Source organism: Actinocatenispora rupis (genome assembly GCF_016861975.1).
GTDB classification, from domain to species: domain Bacteria; phylum Actinomycetota; class Actinomycetes; order Mycobacteriales; family Micromonosporaceae; genus Actinocatenispora; species Actinocatenispora rupis.
The window spans coordinates 16,367-30,506 of the sequence record NZ_BOMB01000013.1 but is presented as its reverse complement, the minus strand read 5'-3'; the positions used below and the strand labels follow the sequence as shown (position 1 = coordinate 30,506).

General features: G+C 67.9%; 22 protein-coding genes. All 22 read right to left on the bottom strand.

Translation table 11 applies throughout. The features are described 5' to 3' along the window. Positions 1-6: 6 nt before the first annotated feature. The 22 genes from rpsH to Aru02nite_RS12225 all read right to left on the bottom strand — a co-directional run bounded on the left by rpsH (position 7) and on the right by Aru02nite_RS12225 (position 14,084). Positions 7-414, bottom strand: coding sequence for a 30S ribosomal protein S8 (rpsH, locus tag Aru02nite_RS12330; protein ID WP_203657610.1), 408 nt, complete (start codon positions 412-414; stop codon positions 7-9). A 68-nt stretch (positions 415-482) separates the two neighbouring features. After that, on the bottom strand, positions 483-668 hold the full coding sequence (locus Aru02nite_RS12325; protein WP_203657609.1) for a type Z 30S ribosomal protein S14: 186 nt from the start codon (positions 666-668) through the stop codon (positions 483-485). Between the two features lie 4 nt (positions 669-672). Then, a complete protein-coding gene (gene rplE, locus Aru02nite_RS12320; protein WP_203657608.1) occupies positions 673-1,239 on the bottom strand; it encodes a 50S ribosomal protein L5 in 567 nt (188 codons plus the stop codon). Continuing rightward, on the bottom strand, positions 1,239-1,559 hold the full coding sequence (gene rplX, locus Aru02nite_RS12315; protein WP_203657607.1) for a 50S ribosomal protein L24: 321 nt from the start codon (positions 1,557-1,559) through the stop codon (positions 1,239-1,241). The genes rplE and rplX overlap by 1 nt, the downstream gene beginning before the upstream one ends. Then, the gene (gene rplN, locus Aru02nite_RS12310) at positions 1,556-1,924 is read right to left on the bottom strand and encodes a 50S ribosomal protein L14 (RefSeq protein WP_030446770.1); all 369 of its coding nucleotides are present in this window, start codon (positions 1,922-1,924) and stop codon (positions 1,556-1,558) included. Before rplN ends, rplX begins: the two co-directional genes overlap by 4 nt. Positions 1,925-2,011: 87 nt before the next feature. Next, positions 2,012-2,290, bottom strand: a complete 279-nt coding sequence (rpsQ, locus tag Aru02nite_RS12305; protein WP_203657606.1) for a 30S ribosomal protein S17 — start codon at positions 2,288-2,290, stop codon at positions 2,012-2,014. Then, the gene (rpmC, locus tag Aru02nite_RS12300; RefSeq protein ID WP_203657605.1) at positions 2,290-2,520 is read right to left on the bottom strand and encodes a 50S ribosomal protein L29; all 231 of its coding nucleotides are present in this window, start codon (positions 2,518-2,520) and stop codon (positions 2,290-2,292) included. The genes rpsQ and rpmC overlap by 1 nt, the downstream gene beginning before the upstream one ends. Continuing rightward, on the bottom strand, positions 2,520-2,945 hold the full coding sequence (gene rplP, locus Aru02nite_RS12295) for a 50S ribosomal protein L16 (RefSeq protein ID WP_203657604.1): 426 nt from the start codon (positions 2,943-2,945) through the stop codon (positions 2,520-2,522). Before rplP ends, rpmC begins: the two co-directional genes overlap by 1 nt. A 3-nt stretch (positions 2,946-2,948) precedes the next feature. After that, a complete protein-coding gene (gene rpsC / locus Aru02nite_RS12290; protein ID WP_203657603.1) occupies positions 2,949-3,785 on the bottom strand; it encodes a 30S ribosomal protein S3 in 837 nt (278 codons plus the stop codon). Continuing rightward, complete coding sequence (gene rplV / locus Aru02nite_RS12285) at positions 3,785-4,258, bottom strand: 50S ribosomal protein L22 (RefSeq protein ID WP_203657602.1); 474 nt, start codon at positions 4,256-4,258, stop codon at positions 3,785-3,787. Before rplV ends, rpsC begins: the two co-directional genes overlap by 1 nt. Positions 4,259-4,316: 58 nt before the next feature. Further along, positions 4,317-4,598 carry a 30S ribosomal protein S19 gene (gene rpsS, locus Aru02nite_RS12280; RefSeq protein WP_203657601.1) on the bottom strand — a complete coding sequence of 94 codons (282 nt, stop codon included), beginning with the start codon at positions 4,596-4,598 and terminating at the stop codon, positions 4,317-4,319. Between the two features lie 9 nt (positions 4,599-4,607). After that, positions 4,608-5,444, bottom strand: a complete 837-nt coding sequence (rplB, locus tag Aru02nite_RS12275; RefSeq protein WP_203657600.1) for a 50S ribosomal protein L2 — start codon at positions 5,442-5,444, stop codon at positions 4,608-4,610. A gap of 60 nt (positions 5,445-5,504) precedes the next feature. Beyond that, entirely contained in the window at positions 5,505-5,813 is a 309-nt protein-coding gene (rplW, locus tag Aru02nite_RS12270) for a 50S ribosomal protein L23 (RefSeq protein ID WP_203657599.1), read from the bottom strand. After that, positions 5,810-6,454 carry a 50S ribosomal protein L4 gene (rplD, locus tag Aru02nite_RS12265; RefSeq protein WP_203657598.1) on the bottom strand — a complete coding sequence of 215 codons (645 nt, stop codon included), beginning with the start codon at positions 6,452-6,454 and terminating at the stop codon, positions 5,810-5,812. The genes rplW and rplD overlap by 4 nt, the downstream gene beginning before the upstream one ends. Then, the gene (gene rplC, locus Aru02nite_RS12260) at positions 6,451-7,116 is read right to left on the bottom strand and encodes a 50S ribosomal protein L3 (protein WP_203657597.1); all 666 of its coding nucleotides are present in this window, start codon (positions 7,114-7,116) and stop codon (positions 6,451-6,453) included. The genes rplD and rplC overlap by 4 nt, the downstream gene beginning before the upstream one ends. Positions 7,117-7,128: 12 nt before the next feature. Further along, the gene (gene rpsJ / locus Aru02nite_RS12255; protein ID WP_007073037.1) at positions 7,129-7,437 is read right to left on the bottom strand and encodes a 30S ribosomal protein S10; all 309 of its coding nucleotides are present in this window, start codon (positions 7,435-7,437) and stop codon (positions 7,129-7,131) included. A 482-nt stretch (positions 7,438-7,919) separates the two neighbouring features. After that, entirely contained in the window at positions 7,920-9,113 is a 1,194-nt protein-coding gene (tuf, locus tag Aru02nite_RS12250; protein WP_203657596.1) for an elongation factor Tu, read from the bottom strand. 149 nt (positions 9,114-9,262) lie between these two features. Further along, positions 9,263-11,362, bottom strand: coding sequence for an elongation factor G (gene fusA, locus Aru02nite_RS12245; protein WP_203657595.1), 2,100 nt, complete (start codon positions 11,360-11,362; stop codon positions 9,263-9,265). 72 nt (positions 11,363-11,434) lie between these two features. After that, the gene (gene rpsG, locus Aru02nite_RS12240; RefSeq protein ID WP_203657594.1) at positions 11,435-11,905 is read right to left on the bottom strand and encodes a 30S ribosomal protein S7; all 471 of its coding nucleotides are present in this window, start codon (positions 11,903-11,905) and stop codon (positions 11,435-11,437) included. A 1-nt stretch (position 11,906) separates the two neighbouring features. Then, positions 11,907-12,281 carry a 30S ribosomal protein S12 gene (gene rpsL, locus Aru02nite_RS12235; RefSeq protein ID WP_203657593.1) on the bottom strand — a complete coding sequence of 125 codons (375 nt, stop codon included), beginning with the start codon at positions 12,279-12,281 and terminating at the stop codon, positions 11,907-11,909. A gap of 527 nt (positions 12,282-12,808) precedes the next feature. Further along, positions 12,809-13,735, bottom strand: a complete 927-nt coding sequence (locus Aru02nite_RS12230; RefSeq protein ID WP_203657592.1) for a hypothetical protein — start codon at positions 13,733-13,735, stop codon at positions 12,809-12,811. A 46-nt stretch (positions 13,736-13,781) separates the two neighbouring features. After that, positions 13,782-14,084, bottom strand: coding sequence for a hypothetical protein (locus tag Aru02nite_RS12225; RefSeq protein ID WP_239076631.1), 303 nt, complete (start codon positions 14,082-14,084; stop codon positions 13,782-13,784). Positions 14,085-14,140 lie beyond the last annotated feature (56 nt).

Sequence of the window (14,140 nt, the reverse complement as noted above, 5' to 3'; positions counted from 1 at the left end):
ACTCCCTTACCAGACGTAGGCGAGGACTTCCCCGCCCACGCCACGCTTGCGAGCCTGCCTGTCGGTCAGCAGCCCCTGCGACGTCGAGATGATCGCGACGCCCAGGCCACCGAGCACCCGGGGCAGCTCGTCTGCCTTCGCGTACACCCGCAGGCCCGGCTTCGAGACCCGGCGGATACCGGCGAGGCTGCGCTCCCGGTTCTGGCCGAACTTCAGCTCGACCTTCAGCTTCTTTCCGACGGTACCCTCGGCCGGTTCCTCGACTCCCCAGCCGGTGACGTACCCCTCCTGCTTCAGGACCTCGGCGATGTTCGCCTTGATCTTGGAGTACGGCATCGACACTTCGTCGTGGTACGCCTGGTTACCGTTGCGCAGACGGGTCAGCATGTCTGCGATCGGATCGGTCATCGTCATGTGATGTGGTGCCTTCCTCGCCCCGGTTCCCTGTGTGGGCCTGTGGCGTTGCTATCCAGCGTCGGCTTCTACCAGGACGCCTTGGACACACCGGGAAGCTCGCCGCGGTGCGCCATCTCACGGATGCACACCCGGCAGAGCCCGAACTTGCGGTAGACCGCGCGGGGCCGACCGCAGCGCTGGCAGCGAGTGTACGCACGCGCGGAGAACTTCGGCTTCCGCGCCGCCTTGATGATCAGCGCCTTCTTGGCCATTCGATCAGTTCTCCTTGAACGGGAAGCCCAGCAGCTTCAGCAGGTGCCGGCCCTCCGCGTCGTTGGTTGCGGACGTCACGACGGTGATGTCCATGCCTCGGACACGGTCGATCCTGTCCTGGTCGATCTCGTGGAAGACCGACTGCTCGGTGAGACCGAACGTGTAGTTGCCGTGGCCGTCGAACTGCTTCGGCGACAGACCACGGAAGTCGCGGATACGCGGGAGCGAGATCGACAGCAGCCGGTCCAGGAACTCCCACATCCGGTCGCCGCGCAGGGTCACCTTCGCGCCGATCGGCATACCCTCACGCAGCTTGAACTGCGCGATGGACTTCTTCGCCCGCCGTACCAGAGGCTTCTGACCGGTGATCGCGGCCAGGTCCTTCACCGCACCGTCGATCAGCTTCGCGTCCCGCGCAGCCTCGCCGACGCCCATGTTGACGACGATCTTCGTCACCGACGGAACGAGCATCACGTTCCGGTAGGCGAACTCCTTGGTCATCGCCGGGGCGATCTCCGCCTTGTACCGCTCCTTGAGGCGCGGGGCGATCTTCTCAGTTGCCGTCGTCATCACAGGTCCTTACCGGTGCGGCGGGAGATCCGCACGTTGCGGCCCTCCTCGTCCTTGCGCCGACCCACGCGCGTCGGGTTCCCGTCGCTGTCGACCACCATCACGTTGCTGACGTGGATCGACGCCTCCTGGGTGACGATGCCACCGGTCTTGGAGCCGCGCTGGGACGTCTGGATCTTGGTGTGCTTCTTGACCCGGTTCACGCCCTCGACGAGCACCCGGTCCTGGGTCGGGTAGGCCGCGATGACCTTGCCCTTCGCGCCCCGGTCCTTGCCCGCGATGACGAGGACCGTGTCGCCCTTCTTGACCTTCACGGTCACAACACCTCCGGGGCGAGCGAGATGATCTTCATGAACTTCTTGTCGCGCAGCTCGCGGCCGACCGGGCCGAAAATACGGGTACCGCGCGGGTCACCACCGTCCCGGATGAGGACGGCGGCGTTCTCGTCGAAGCGGATGTACGAGCCATCCGGCCGGCGCTTCTCCTTGGCGGTACGGACGACGACGGCCTTGACCACGTCGCCCTTCTTCACACCGGCGCCCGGGATCGCGTCCTTGACGGTGGCCACGATGACGTCGCCGATGCTCGCGTAGCGCCGACCGGAGCCGCCGAGCACCCGGATGCACAGAATCTGCCTGGCACCCGTGTTGTCGGCGACCCGCAGTCGCGACTCCTGCTGAATCACGTCAACTCCTGATGTCTGCCGGTCCTCCGCTGCGCGGAGCCTGGCGGAACGTCTCTTCCAAGCTCAGTGGTCGCCCACCGGGCCTGTCTACTTGGCCTTCTCCAGGATCTCGACGACCCGCCACCGCTTGGTCGCCGACAACGGACGCGTCTCCATCAGACGCACCCGGTCGCCGACGCCGCACTGGTTCTGCTCGTCGTGCGCCTTGAGCTTGTTGGTCCGCCGCATGACCTTGCCGTAGAGCGGGTGCTTGACCCGGTCCTCCACGGCGACCACGACGGTCTTGTCCATCTTGTCGCTGACCACCAGGCCCTCGCGTACCTTGCGACGGGCCCGCTGGTCGGTCTGCTCAGTCGTCTCGCTCATCACGCAACCTCGCTCGGCGCAGCGCTGAGGCCGAGCTCGCGCTCACGCATGATCGTGTAGATCCGGGCGATCTCCCGGCGTACCACCTGGAGCCGACGGTTGTTGTCGAGCTGCCCGGTAGCACCCTGCACGCGGAGGTTGAACAGCTCCGCCTTGGCCTCGCCGAGCTTGGTGGCGAGTTCCTCGTCGCCCAGCTCGCGCAGCTCACCGGCCTGCGTGCCAGCCGCCATCAGACCTCACCCACTTCGCGCTTCACGATCCGGCACTTCATGGGAAGCTTGTGGATCGCGCGGGTCAGCGCCTCACGCGCCACCGCTTCGTTCGGGAACGACAGCTCGAACATCACCCGACCCGGCTTGACGTTCGCCACCCACCACTCGGGCGAGCCCTTACCGGAACCCATCCGGGTCTCGGCCGGCTTCTTCGTCAGCGCCTGGTCCGGGAAGATCGTGATCCAGACCTTGCCACCACGCTTGATGTGACGGGTCATGGCGATACGAGCGGCCTCGATCTGCCGGTTGGTCACGTACGCCGGCTCCAGTGCCTGGATGCCGAACTCGCCGAAGACCACCCGCGTGCCGCCCTTGGCCTTACCAGCCCGCTTGGGGTGGTGCGGCTTCCGGAAGCCCTTCGGGGGCTTACGCGGCATCAGCATGGCTCAGCCCTCCTGACTCGTCTCGGCCGGCTGGCTCGCGGCCTGGCCGGTCTCGGCGGACTCGGTCGCCGGCTTCTTCCGCTCCGACGCCGCGGCGCGACCCGCCTCGGTGCCGGCGGACGTCGTGCCGGACGCACCCGAGCGGGTACGACGCGGGCGGTCCGTGCGCTCCCGACGCGGACGGCCGGACGGAACCTCCGGCTGCTCGCGACCCGGTACGGCCTCGCCCTTGTAGATCCAGACCTTCACGCCGATGCGGCCGAACGTGGTCCGGGCCTCGAAGAAGCCGTAGTCGATGTTGGCGCGCAGCGTGTGCAGCGGCACGCGACCCTCGCGGTAGAACTCCGAGCGCGACATCTCGGCGCCGCCGAGGCGGCCGCCGCACTGCACCCGGATGCCCTTGACCAGCGGGTTGCGCATCGCGGACTGGATCGCCTTGCGCATCGCCCGCCGGAACGCGACCCGGCTGGCGAGCTGCTCGGCGATGCCCTGCGCGACGAGCTGGGCGTCCGACTCGGGGTTCTTGACCTCAAGGATGTTGAGCTGGATCTGCTTCTTCGTCAGCTTCTCCAGCTCGCCGCGGATCCGGTCGGCCTCCGCGCCCTTACGGCCGATCACGATGCCCGGCCGGGCGGTGTGGATGTCGACGCGGACCCGGTCACGGGTGCGCTCGATGTCCACGCTGGAGATGCCGGCACGCTCCAGGCCGCCGGACATCATCCGCCGGATCTTCACGTCCTCGGCGACGTAGTCCTTGTACAGCTTGTCCGCGTACCAACGGGACCGCCACTCGGTACTGATACCGAGCCGGAACCCGTGCGGGTGGACCTTCTGACCCATTACTCCGCGCTCTCCTTCTCCGAGGCCTCGGTGCTCACCGTGTTTGCCTCGTCGGCCTGCTTCGCGGTGTTCTTCTTCGCTCCGCCACGCTTCCGACCGGTCGGGCCGGCCTGCACGCTCTCCACCACGACGGTGATGTGGCAGGTCCGCTTCCGGATCCGGTACGCCCGGCCCTGCGCCCGCGGCCGGAACCGACGCAGCGTCGGCCCCTCGTCGACGTACGCCTCGCTGATGAGCAACGAATCCGGGTCGAGCCGCTCGTTGTTCTCTGCGTTGGCGATCGCGGAGGCAACCACCTTGTAGACCGGCTCGCTGGCTGCCTGGGGGGCGAACTTGAGCACCGTGAGGGCCTCCTTCGCGGACATGCCGCGAACGAGGTTGACCACACGGCGCGCCTTCATCGGCGAGGTGCGCACGTACCGCGCAACCGCCCGCGCGCCGGGAGGCGCAATAGCGTCGCCCTTAGTTGGCATCGCTGTCCCCTTGCTCGTTTCCTCGTATCGATTCGTACGTCTGCCCGACCCGGTGGGGTCAGCGACGCCGGCTCTTCCTGTCGTCCTTCTCGTGACCCTTGAACGTGCGGGTCAGCGAGAACTCGCCGAGCTTGTGCCCGACCATCGCCTCGGTGATGAACACCGGGATGTGCTTCATCCCGTTGTGCACGGCGATCGTGTGCCCGAGCATCTCCGGCGTGATCGTGGAGCGACGGGACCAGGTCTTGATGACGTTCTTGGTGCCCTTCTCGTTCTGGACTTCCACCTTCTTCATCAGGTGGTCGTCCACGAAGGGCCCCTTCTTCAGGCTGCGAGGCATCGTGTACTCCTAGCGCTTCCGGTTGGCGTAACGGCGACGGATGATGAGCCGGTCGCTCTCCTTGCCCTTACGGCGGGTGCGCCCTTCGGGCTTACCGTTCGGGTTGACCGGGTTACGACCACCGGAGGTCTTGCCCTCACCACCACCGTGCGGGTGGTCGACCGGGTTCATCGCCACACCACGAACCGTCGGACGCTTGCCCTTCCAGCGCATCCGGCCGGCCTTGCCCCAGTTGATGTTGGACTGCTCGGCGTTGCCGACCTCACCGATCGTGGCCCGGCACCGGACGTCCACCAGCCGCGTCTCACCGGACGGGAGCCGCAGCGTGGCGTACATCCCCTCCTTGGCCTGGAGCTGGATGCTGGCGCCGGCGGACCGGCCCAGCTTCGCGCCACCGCCGGGTCGCAGCTCGACCGCGTGGATCGTGGTACCGACCGGGATGTTGCGCAGCGGCTTGTTGTTGCCGGGCTGGATGTCGGCGGCGGGGCCGGACTCGACCAGCGCGCCCTGCTTCAGGCCGCGCGGCGCGAGGATGTACCGCTTGGTGCCGTCGACGAAGTGCAGCAGCGCGATCCGAGCCGTACGGTTCGGGTCGTACTCGATGTGCGCGACCTTGGCCGGCACGCCGTCCTTGTCGTTGCGACGGAAGTCGACGAGGCGGTACTGCCGCTTGTGGCCGCCACCCTGGTGCCGCGTGGTGACCTTGCCCTGCGAGTTACGGCCACCCTTGTTGTGCAGCGGGCGCAGCAGCGACTTCTCCGGCGTACTCCGGGTGATCTCCACGAAGTCCGACACGGACGAGCCGCGACGACCTGGTGTGGTCGGCTTGTACTTGCGGATGCCCATCGTTCTCTCTCTACCTCTGGCCGGCGTCCATCAGAATTCGGTACCGGCGTGTCCGCCTGGTCAGCTGACCGGGCCGCCGAACGCCTCGATCCGGTCGCCCGGAGCGAGGGTCACGATCGCCCGCTTGGTGCTCTTCCGCTTCCCGAAACCGGTGCGGGTGCGCTTGCGCTTGCCCTCCCGGTTGATCGTGTTCACCGAGAGCACCTTGACGTTGAAGATCTGTGCGACGGCGATCTTGATCTGCGTCTTGTTCGCGTCCGGGTGGACCAGGAACGTGTACTTGTTCTGGTCCAGCAGGCCGTAGCTCTTCTCGGACACGACCGGACGGTCGATGACGTCCCGCGGGTCGTTGAAGCTGACCCCGCTCATGCTTCCTCCTCAGCCTTCGCGCGCTTGCCGAGGAACTCGTCCAGCGCGTCGGCGGTGAACACCACGTCGTCGTTGACCAGCACGTCGTACGTGTTGAGCTGGTCGGCGGCGATCAGGTGGACCTCCGGGGCGTTCCGCAGGCTGCGCCAGGTCAGCTCGTCCTCGCGGGCGACGACGACCAGGACCCGCGGGGCCTCGGTCACCTTGCGCAGCGCGGTCAGGGCCGACTTGGTGCTCGGGGTGTCACCCTCGACCAGCGAGGAGACCACGTGCACCTGCTCGGAGCGGGCCCGGTCGGACAGCGCACCGCGCAGCGCGGCGGCCTTCATCTTCTTCGGGGTCCGCTGCGCGTAGTCACGCGGCACGGGGCCGTGCACGACGCCACCACCGGCGAACTGCGGCGCCCGGGTCGAACCCTGACGGGCGCGGCCGGTGCCCTTCTGCCGGTACGGCTTCTTGCCACCGCCGGACACCTCGCCGCGGGTCTTCGCCTTGTGCGTGCCCTGGCGCGCGGCGGCCAGCTGGGCCACCACGACCTGGTGCATCAGCGGCACGTTGACCTGTACGTCGAAGATCTCGTCGGGCAGCTCGGCCGAACCGGCGTCACCGCCGTTGCGGTCCACTACCTTCACCTGGCTCACTTGACACCGCCCTTGCGCAGCGCCTGCTTGGCCGCGGTACGCAGCAGGACGACCCCGTTGCGGGGGCCCGGAAGCGCGCCCTTGATCAGCAGGAGGTTGTTCTCCGGGTCAACGTCGACCACGACCAGGTTCTGCACCGTGAAACGGTCCGAACCCATCCGGCCGGCCATCCGCACGCCCTTGAACACGCGGCCCGGGGTGGCGCAGCCACCGATCGAGCCCGGCGAGCGGTGCTTGCGCTCGACGCCGTGCGACGCCTTCAGGCCGTGGAAGCCGTGGCGCTTCATCACACCGGCGAAGCCCTTGCCCTTGGTACGCCCGGTCACGTCGACGAGCTGCCCGGTGGCGAAGTCCTCGACCGTCACCTCGGCGCCCAGCTCGTACTCGCTGGCGTCGGTGGTGCGGATCTCGACCACGTGCCGGCGCGGCGTGACGCCCGCCTTCGCGAAGTGACCAGCCTCGGGCTTGTTCACCTTGCGGGGGTCGATCGCGCCGTAGGCGAGCTGCACCGCCGAGTAGCCGTCCTTGTCCGCCGTACGCACCTGCGTGACGACGCACGGTCCGGCCTGTACGACGGTCACCGGAACGACGCGGTTGAACTCGTCCCAGACCTGGGTCATGCCGAGCTTGGCGCCCAGGATTCCCTTGACTTGCCTGTCCATCGTCTCCGGTCCCTACAGCTTGATCTCGATGTCGACGCCGGCCGGAAGGTCCAGCCGCATCAGCGAGTCGACCGTCTTCGGAGTGGGGTCGATGATGTCGATCAGCCGCTTGTGCGTACGCATCTCGAAGTGCTCGCGCGAGTCCTTGTACTTGTGCGGCGAGCGGATGACGCAGAAACGGTTGATCTCCGTGGGCAGCGGCACCGGGCCAGCGACCTGAGCCCCGGTGCGCGTCACCGTCTCGACGATCTTTCGCGCCGAGGAGTCGACGACCTCGTGGTCGTAGGCCTTCAGCCGGATGCGGATCTTCTGTCCCGCCATGGTGGCTTCTGATTCCTTCTCTCGTGCCGCTGCCCGTCGGGCTCACCGGGCGCAAACCCTGTGGTCCCTGCCGGGCTCCTGTGGTCCTTCATCAGCCGGTCAACCGGCTCTTACGCCGGCTTCTCCGACCCCCGCGGTCGGGCGTGTCGCCGACTCAGGGTCACAGCTCCGCCCGGGAATCCGGACCGGAGATCCGCCTGTATCTCGACGTCACTCCCCGCGGCCACCACCAACGCGGTGACACTGCGCGGGCCTCGACGCTCGGCTCCACACCGCCCGATCGGAAGACCGATCGGCCAGGCTCGCTGGCCTCGCATCGTGCGACGCGACTTCCGCTGCAGTGGCCCGAAAACCGAGCGCACGCATCCGAACGCGCCGCGGACGCAACCTGTCTAGTATGCCGTACCCAGTGCGGCGAACGGAAACCGGGGTGACCGGACCCACCAACATTGCCCGGTGGGTACCGGTCACCCCACAGATCGCTACTTGTTGATCTTGGTGACCTGGCCGGCGCCGACGGTGCGGCCGCCTTCCCGGATCGCCAGCTTCAGGCCCTCCTCCATGGCGATGGGCTGGATCAGCTCCACCGTCATCGAGGTGTTGTCGCCCGGCATGACCATCTCGGTGCCCTCGGGGAGGGTCACGACGCCGGTCACGTCGGTCGTACGGAAGTAGAACTGGGGCCGGTAGTTGTTGAAGAACGGCGTGTGCCGCCCGCCCTCGTCCTTCGACAGGATGTAGACCTGGCAGTCGAAGTTGGTGTGCGGGGTGATGCTGCCGGGCTTAACGACGACCTGGCCGCGCTCGACGTCCTCGCGCTTGATACCGCGCAGGAGCAGACCGCAGTTCTCACCGGCGCGCGCCTCGTCGAGGATCTTGCGGAACATCTCGACGCTGGTGACGGTGGTGGTGGTCGACTTCTCGTGGATGCCGACGATCTCGACGGTCTCGTTCACCTTGAGCGTGCCGCGCTCGGCGCGACCCGTGACCACGGTGCCGCGGCCGGTGATCGTGAAGACGTCCTCGATCGGCATCAGGAACGGCTTGTCGATGTCGCGCTCGGGCTCCGGGATGTAGCTGTCCACGGCGTCCATGAGCTCGCCAACCGACGCGGCCCACTTCTCGTCGCCCTCCAGCGCCTTCAGCGCGGAGACCTTCACGACCGGCAGGTCGTCGCCCGGGTACTCCTGGCTCGACAGCAGCTCGCGTACCTCGAGCTCGACGAGCTCCATGAGCTCCTCGTCCTCGACCATGTCCGCCTTGTTCAGGGCGACCACGATGTACGGAACGCCGACCTGGCGGGCCAGCAGCACGTGCTCGCGGGTCTGCGGCATCGGGCCGTCGGTCGCGGCGACCACCAGGATCGCGCCGTCCATCTGGGCGGCACCGGTGATCATGTTCTTGATGTAGTCCGCGTGACCGGGGCAGTCGACGTGCGCGTAGTGCCGCGACTCGGTCTGGTACTCGACGTGCGAGATCGAGATCGTGATACCGCGCTGCTTCTCCTCAGGCGCGTTGTCGATCTCGTCGAACGGCGTGTACGGGTTCAGGTCCGGGTACTTGTCGTGCAGGACCTTCGTGATGGCCGCCGTCAGCGTCGTCTTGCCGTGGTCGATGTGACCGATGGTGCCGATGTTGACGTGCGGCTTGGTCCGCTCGAACTTCGCCTTCGCCACTGGTGTCCTCCTGTGGACTTGCTGTTTTCTACGCCTTATCCGGAACTGGCGCTTGAGACCAAGCCGCCGGACGCTGGTGGTTTTCGGTTCGGTGGCGCGGTGATCCGCGCCCGCCGCGGCACCCCGTCAGGGGCACCGCGACGTTCGGATCACTCGCCGGTGGCCTTGGCGATGATGTCCTTGGCCACGTTCTGCGGGACCTCGGCGTACGAGTCGAACTGCATCGAGTAGCTCGCCCGACCCTGCGTCTTCGACCGGAGGTCGTTGACGTAGCCGAACATCTCGGACAGCGGCACCGCCGCGCGGACGACGCGGGCGCCGCCACGCTCCTCCATCGCCTGGATCGCACCGCGCCGCGAGTTCAGGTCGCCGATCACGTCGCCCATGTTCTCCTCGGGCGTGGTGACCTCGACCGCCATCATCGGTTCGAGCAGCACCGGGCTGGCCTTGCGGGCAGCCTCCTTCAGCACCATCGAACCGGCGATCTTGAACGCCATCTCGGACGAGTCGACCTCGTGGTACTGACCGTCGGTCAGCGTCAGCTTGACGCCGACCAGCGGGTACCCGGCCAGCACGCCGTACTGCATGGCGTCCTGCGCACCGGCGTCCACCGACGGGATGTACTCCCGCGGCACGCGGCCACCGGTGACCTTGTTCGAGAACTCGTACGTCGGGGCGTCCGGGCTCAGCGGCAGCGGCTCCAGGTTCACGACGACCTTCGCGAACTGGCCGGAGCCACCCGTCTGCTTCTTGTGCAGGTAGGTGACGTTCTCGACCAGCTTCTTGATGGTCTCGCGGTACGCGACCTGCGGCTTGCCGATGTTCGCCTCGACGTTGAACTCGCGCCGCATGCGGTCGACGAGGACGTCGAGGTGCAGCTCGCCCATGCCGCCGATGACGGTCTGGCCGCTCTCCTCGTCGGTACGGACCCGGAAGGTCGGGTCCTCCTCGGCGAGACGTTGGATCGCGGTCGACAGCTTCTCCTGGTCGGCCTTCGACTTGGGCTCGATCGCCACGTCGATGACCGGCTCCGGGAACGTCATCGACTCCAGGATCACCGGGTTGGCCGGGTCGCAGAGCGTGTCACCGGTGGTGGTCTGCTTCAGGCCCTGCACCGCGATGATGTCGCCAGCCTGCGCGGAGGTGCGCTCCTCCCGCTTGTTGGCGTGCATCTGGTAGATCTTGCCGATGCGCTCCTTGCGGTCCTTGGTGGAGTTCACCACCTGCGCACCGACCTCGACCGAGCCCGAGTAGATCCGGACGAAGGTCAGCTTGCCGAGGTGCTTGTCCGTCTGGATCTTGAACGCCAGGCCGGCGAACGGCTCCTTGACGTCCGAGTGCCGCTCGACCGGGGTCTCGCCGTCGGTGGCGACACCCTGGATCGCGGGCACGTCCAGCGGGCTCGGCAGGTAGTCGATCACGGCGTCGAGCATGGGCTGCACGCCCTTGTTCTTGAACGCCGAACCGCACACCACCGGGTTGGCCTTGTTGCCGATCGTGGCGCGCCGGATGGCGGCCTTGATCTCGGCCTCGGACAGCTCCTCGCCTTCGAGGTACTTCTCCATCACCGCGTCGTCGACGTCGGCCAGGGTCTCCAGGAGCTTCTCCCGGAACTCCGCGGCCTTCTCCTGCAGCTCGGCGGGGATGTCCTCGACGGCGTAGTCCTCACCCTTCTGGGTTTCGCCACGCCAGGTCAGCGCCTTCATGCGGATCAGGTCGACGACGCCGACGAAGTCGGCCTCGTTCCCGATCGGGATCTGCAGCACGAGCGGCGTCGAGTTCAGCCGCTCGACCATCATGTCGACGCAGCGGTAGAAGTCCGCGCCGGTGCGGTCGAGCTTGTTGACGAAGCACATCCGCGGGACGTGGTACTTGTCCGCCTGCCGCCACACGTTCTCGGTCTGCGGTTCTACCCCGGCAACCCCGTCGTACACGGCGATGGCGCCGTCCAGGACGCGCAGCGACCGCTCCACCTCGACGGTGAAGTCGACGTGGCCCGGCGTGTCGATGATCTGGATGGTGTGGTCTTTCCACTCACACTTCGTCGCAGCAGAAGTGATCGTGATGCCACGCTCCTGCTCCTGCTCCATCCAGTCCATGACGGCAGCGCCCTCGTGGACCTCACCGATCTTGTACGTGATGCCGGTGTAGAACAGGATCCGCTCGGTCGTCGTCGTCTTACCGGCATCGATGTGCGCCATGATGCCGATGTTCCGAAGCTGGGCCAGGGCGGCGTCAGCTTTAGCCACTGCTACCTCCGGATGAACCCCGCCGAGCGGGGACCACGGTCTTGTGGGTTGCCGGGTCGAACCTGCGTCGTACTACCAGCGGTAGTGCGCGAAGGCCTTGTTGGACTCGGCCATCTTGTGGGTGTCCTCGCGGCGCTTGACCGCGGCACCCAGCCCGTTGCTGGCGTCGAGCAGCTCGTTCATCAGCCGCTCGGTCATGGTCTTCTCGCGCCGCGCCCGCGAGTACTGGATCAGCCAGCGCAGGCCCAGGGTGGTCGCGCGCTGCGGCCGCACCTCGACCGGCACCTGGTACGTCGCGCCACCGACACGGCGGCTGCGGACCTCCAGGGTCGGCTTCACGTTGTCCAGGGCACGCTTCAGGGTGACGATCGGGTCGGTGCCCGTCTTCTCCCGAGCGCCCTCGAGCGCGTCGTACACGAGGCGCTCGGCCAGCTGGCGCTTACCCGAGATGAGCACCTTGTTGATCAGCTGGGTGACGAGCACCGAGCCGTACACCGGGTCCGCGGTCAGCGGACGACGCGGCGCGGGTCCCTTACGCGGCATGTCAGCTCTTCTCCCTCTTCGCTCCGTAGCGGCTGCGCGCCTGCTTACGGTTCCGCACGCCCTGGGTGTCCAGCGAGCCGCGGACGATCTTGTAACGCACACCCGGGAGGTCCTTCACCCGGCCACCACGCACGAGCACGATCGAGTGCTCCTGCAGGTTGTGGCCGACGCCCGGGATGTACGCGGTGACCTCGATGCCGCTGGACAGCTTCACGCGGGCCACCTTGCGCAGCGCCGAGTTCGGCTTCTTCGGGGTGGTCGTGTACACACGCGTGCACACGCCGCGCCGCTGCGGGCTCCCCTTCAGTGCCGGCGTCTTGGTCTTGCTGGTCTTCGCCTGGCGGCCCTTACGGACCAACTGCTGGATCGTGGGCACCGGGTCTTTCGCTCCCTTCGGCCATCACTGGCCGGGCCAATCTGAACGTGATCGGGTTCGTACGGGTCTTGCGGGTGCTGCCGGGGTGTCGTGCCGGGTGAGGCTGCGCCCTTGATCCGCCCCGACACGTGGCGCACGGCCTCGTACGTGGCGGCACGGCGCAGGCCGGCCGGCCGGTCTCCCGACCCCCGCGGTCGGGCGTGTCGCCCGCTCGCAGACCTCCGGAACTGCGCGATCACTCGACACAGTCTTTGTCTTGCACGTCGTCTTGTGGCTGACCTGGCCAGGGCCGGTCAGCCCATGCCGGCCAGTGCGAAGGCACCGGCCTAGGACGCACACGCGACGAGCCCAGGCAGTGCCCAGGCACGAAGACCAAGAGTACCCACCATCTGGACCGTGGTCAAAACGGGGGTGGTGGACCTCCCACCCGGGGTGGCCGACACCGACGTACCACCTGTTTTTTCTTGAGGATACCGAGCGGGACGCACCGTCCCGCACGGACCCGGCAGATCGTGACTCCGGTGACCTCAGTACGACGAGGAACTGGACATGAGCGCGCCGATCCACACCAGGCTGATGATCACACCGATCAGGCCGATGCCGGCACCGATCGCGCCGCAGATGATGCCCGCCAGGGCCATCCCCGCGCCGCCGGTCTGCTCGTTAGACGCCGCGATCTGCTTCCGCGACACGACACCCAGGATGATGCCGGCCGCGCCGGCCAGCATCGCCGGAATGCCGATCAGGATGCTGCACCAGCCGAAGACGCCCAGCACCGCGCCACCGATGCCGGCGATCATCGCGCCGATCGCGAGCCCGGAGTTCGGCGGCTTGTTGGGCGGCAGCATCACGCCGTACTGCTGCTGCGGCGGTGTGCCGTAACCACCCTGCGGGTACGCCGGCGCGCCGGCCGGCTGGCCGTACCCCGGGGCCTGGCCGTAGCCGGGCTGCTGCCCGTACCCGGGCTGGCCGTACTGCGGGGGCTGCTGGTTGTACGCCGGGGGCGCGCTCTGCTGGTTGTACGACGGCGGGGCGGAGGGCTGCCCGTACGGCGGGGCGGACGGCTGCTGCGGCTGCTGGCCGTAACTGCCCTGGTCGTACGGTCCGGAGCCGGCGGGCTGCCCGTACGACGCGCCGGGAGTGGCGGTCGGCGAACCCGCGCCGTACCCGGTGGCCGGGGTGTTCGGCTCGGCGTTGGCGGATCCGCCGTACTGCTGGGCCGGCGGCGGGCCGGACGGGCCGCTGACCGGCGAATCCGGCTCGGCCGACGGCAGGGTGAACGACGGGCCGCTCGGCGGCGCAGGTGGTGCTGGCGTGGGCGGCTGCGGCGGGAGCGGTGGCGGCGTCGAGTTCTCGTCGACGCCGCGTTCCGAGTCGGAGGGGATCAGGTAGCCGGGGGTCGGCTGCTGGCCGGCCTGACCGGAACCCTGTCCAGGCCCGGACTGGTCACTCATGCTGTTCCTTCCTCGCCGGCGCCGCTACGGGACGGCCGGGCAGAAATCAGTTCACGTCCGGACCGTACTGAACGCCGGTGGAACCGCCACCACCGGTACGGAACAGCGCGATCACCACGCCGACGACGACCACCGCGACGGCGACGAGCAGCGCCACCCGGGCCAACCGGACGCCGAGCCGGAGCGGAGCGGTACCGGTCAGGAAACCCTCGGAGGCGCGCATCTCGGTCTCGGTCCACCGACCCAGCGCCAGCGCGAACACCGCCGGCACGACACCGGCCACGACCGGCGAGAACACCAGGCCGACGACACCCAGCCAGAGCACCGCGAGCGCCTTGGTGGACCGCACCGGGTCCGGGTCGAGGGGGTGCCGGCGACCGGCAACCGTCGGCGCCGCCGCATGGT

Bases quoted from the DNA above. Each gene is read 5' to 3' on its own strand.
- rplC (WP_203657597.1), bottom strand. From the start codon at position 7,116: ATGGACAGGCAAGTCAAGGGAATCCTGGGCGCCAAGCTCGGCATGACC.
- Aru02nite_RS12325 (WP_203657609.1), bottom strand. From the start codon at position 668: ATGGCCAAGAAGGCGCTGATCATCAAGGCGGCGCGGAAGCCGAAGTTC.
- rplP (WP_203657604.1), bottom strand. From the start codon at position 2,945: ATGCTGATGCCGCGTAAGCCCCCGAAGGGCTTCCGGAAGCCGCACCAC.
- rplE (WP_203657608.1), bottom strand. From the start codon at position 1,239: ATGACGACGGCAACTGAGAAGATCGCCCCGCGCCTCAAGGAGCGGTAC.
- rpsG (WP_203657594.1), bottom strand. From the start codon at position 11,905: ATGCCGCGTAAGGGACCCGCGCCGCGTCGTCCGCTGACCGCGGACCCG.
- rpsC (WP_203657603.1), bottom strand. From the start codon at position 3,785: ATGGGTCAGAAGGTCCACCCGCACGGGTTCCGGCTCGGTATCAGTACC.
- rpsJ (WP_007073037.1), bottom strand. From the start codon at position 7,437: ATGGCGGGACAGAAGATCCGCATCCGGCTGAAGGCCTACGACCACGAG.
- rpsH (WP_203657610.1), bottom strand. From the start codon at position 414: ATGACGATGACCGATCCGATCGCAGACATGCTGACCCGTCTGCGCAAC.
- rplV (WP_203657602.1), bottom strand. From the start codon at position 4,258: ATGCCAACTAAGGGCGACGCTATTGCGCCTCCCGGCGCGCGGGCGGTT.
- rplB (WP_203657600.1), bottom strand. From the start codon at position 5,444: ATGGGCATCCGCAAGTACAAGCCGACCACACCAGGTCGTCGCGGCTCG.
- rpsS (WP_203657601.1), bottom strand. From the start codon at position 4,598: ATGCCTCGCAGCCTGAAGAAGGGGCCCTTCGTGGACGACCACCTGATG.
- rpmC (WP_203657605.1), bottom strand. From the start codon at position 2,520: ATGGCGGCTGGCACGCAGGCCGGTGAGCTGCGCGAGCTGGGCGACGAG.
- Aru02nite_RS12230 (WP_203657592.1), bottom strand. From the start codon at position 13,735: ATGAGTGACCAGTCCGGGCCTGGACAGGGTTCCGGTCAGGCCGGCCAG.
- rpsQ (WP_203657606.1), bottom strand. From the start codon at position 2,290: ATGAGCGAGACGACTGAGCAGACCGACCAGCGGGCCCGTCGCAAGGTA.
- rplW (WP_203657599.1), bottom strand. From the start codon at position 5,813: ATGAGCGGGGTCAGCTTCAACGACCCGCGGGACGTCATCGACCGTCCG.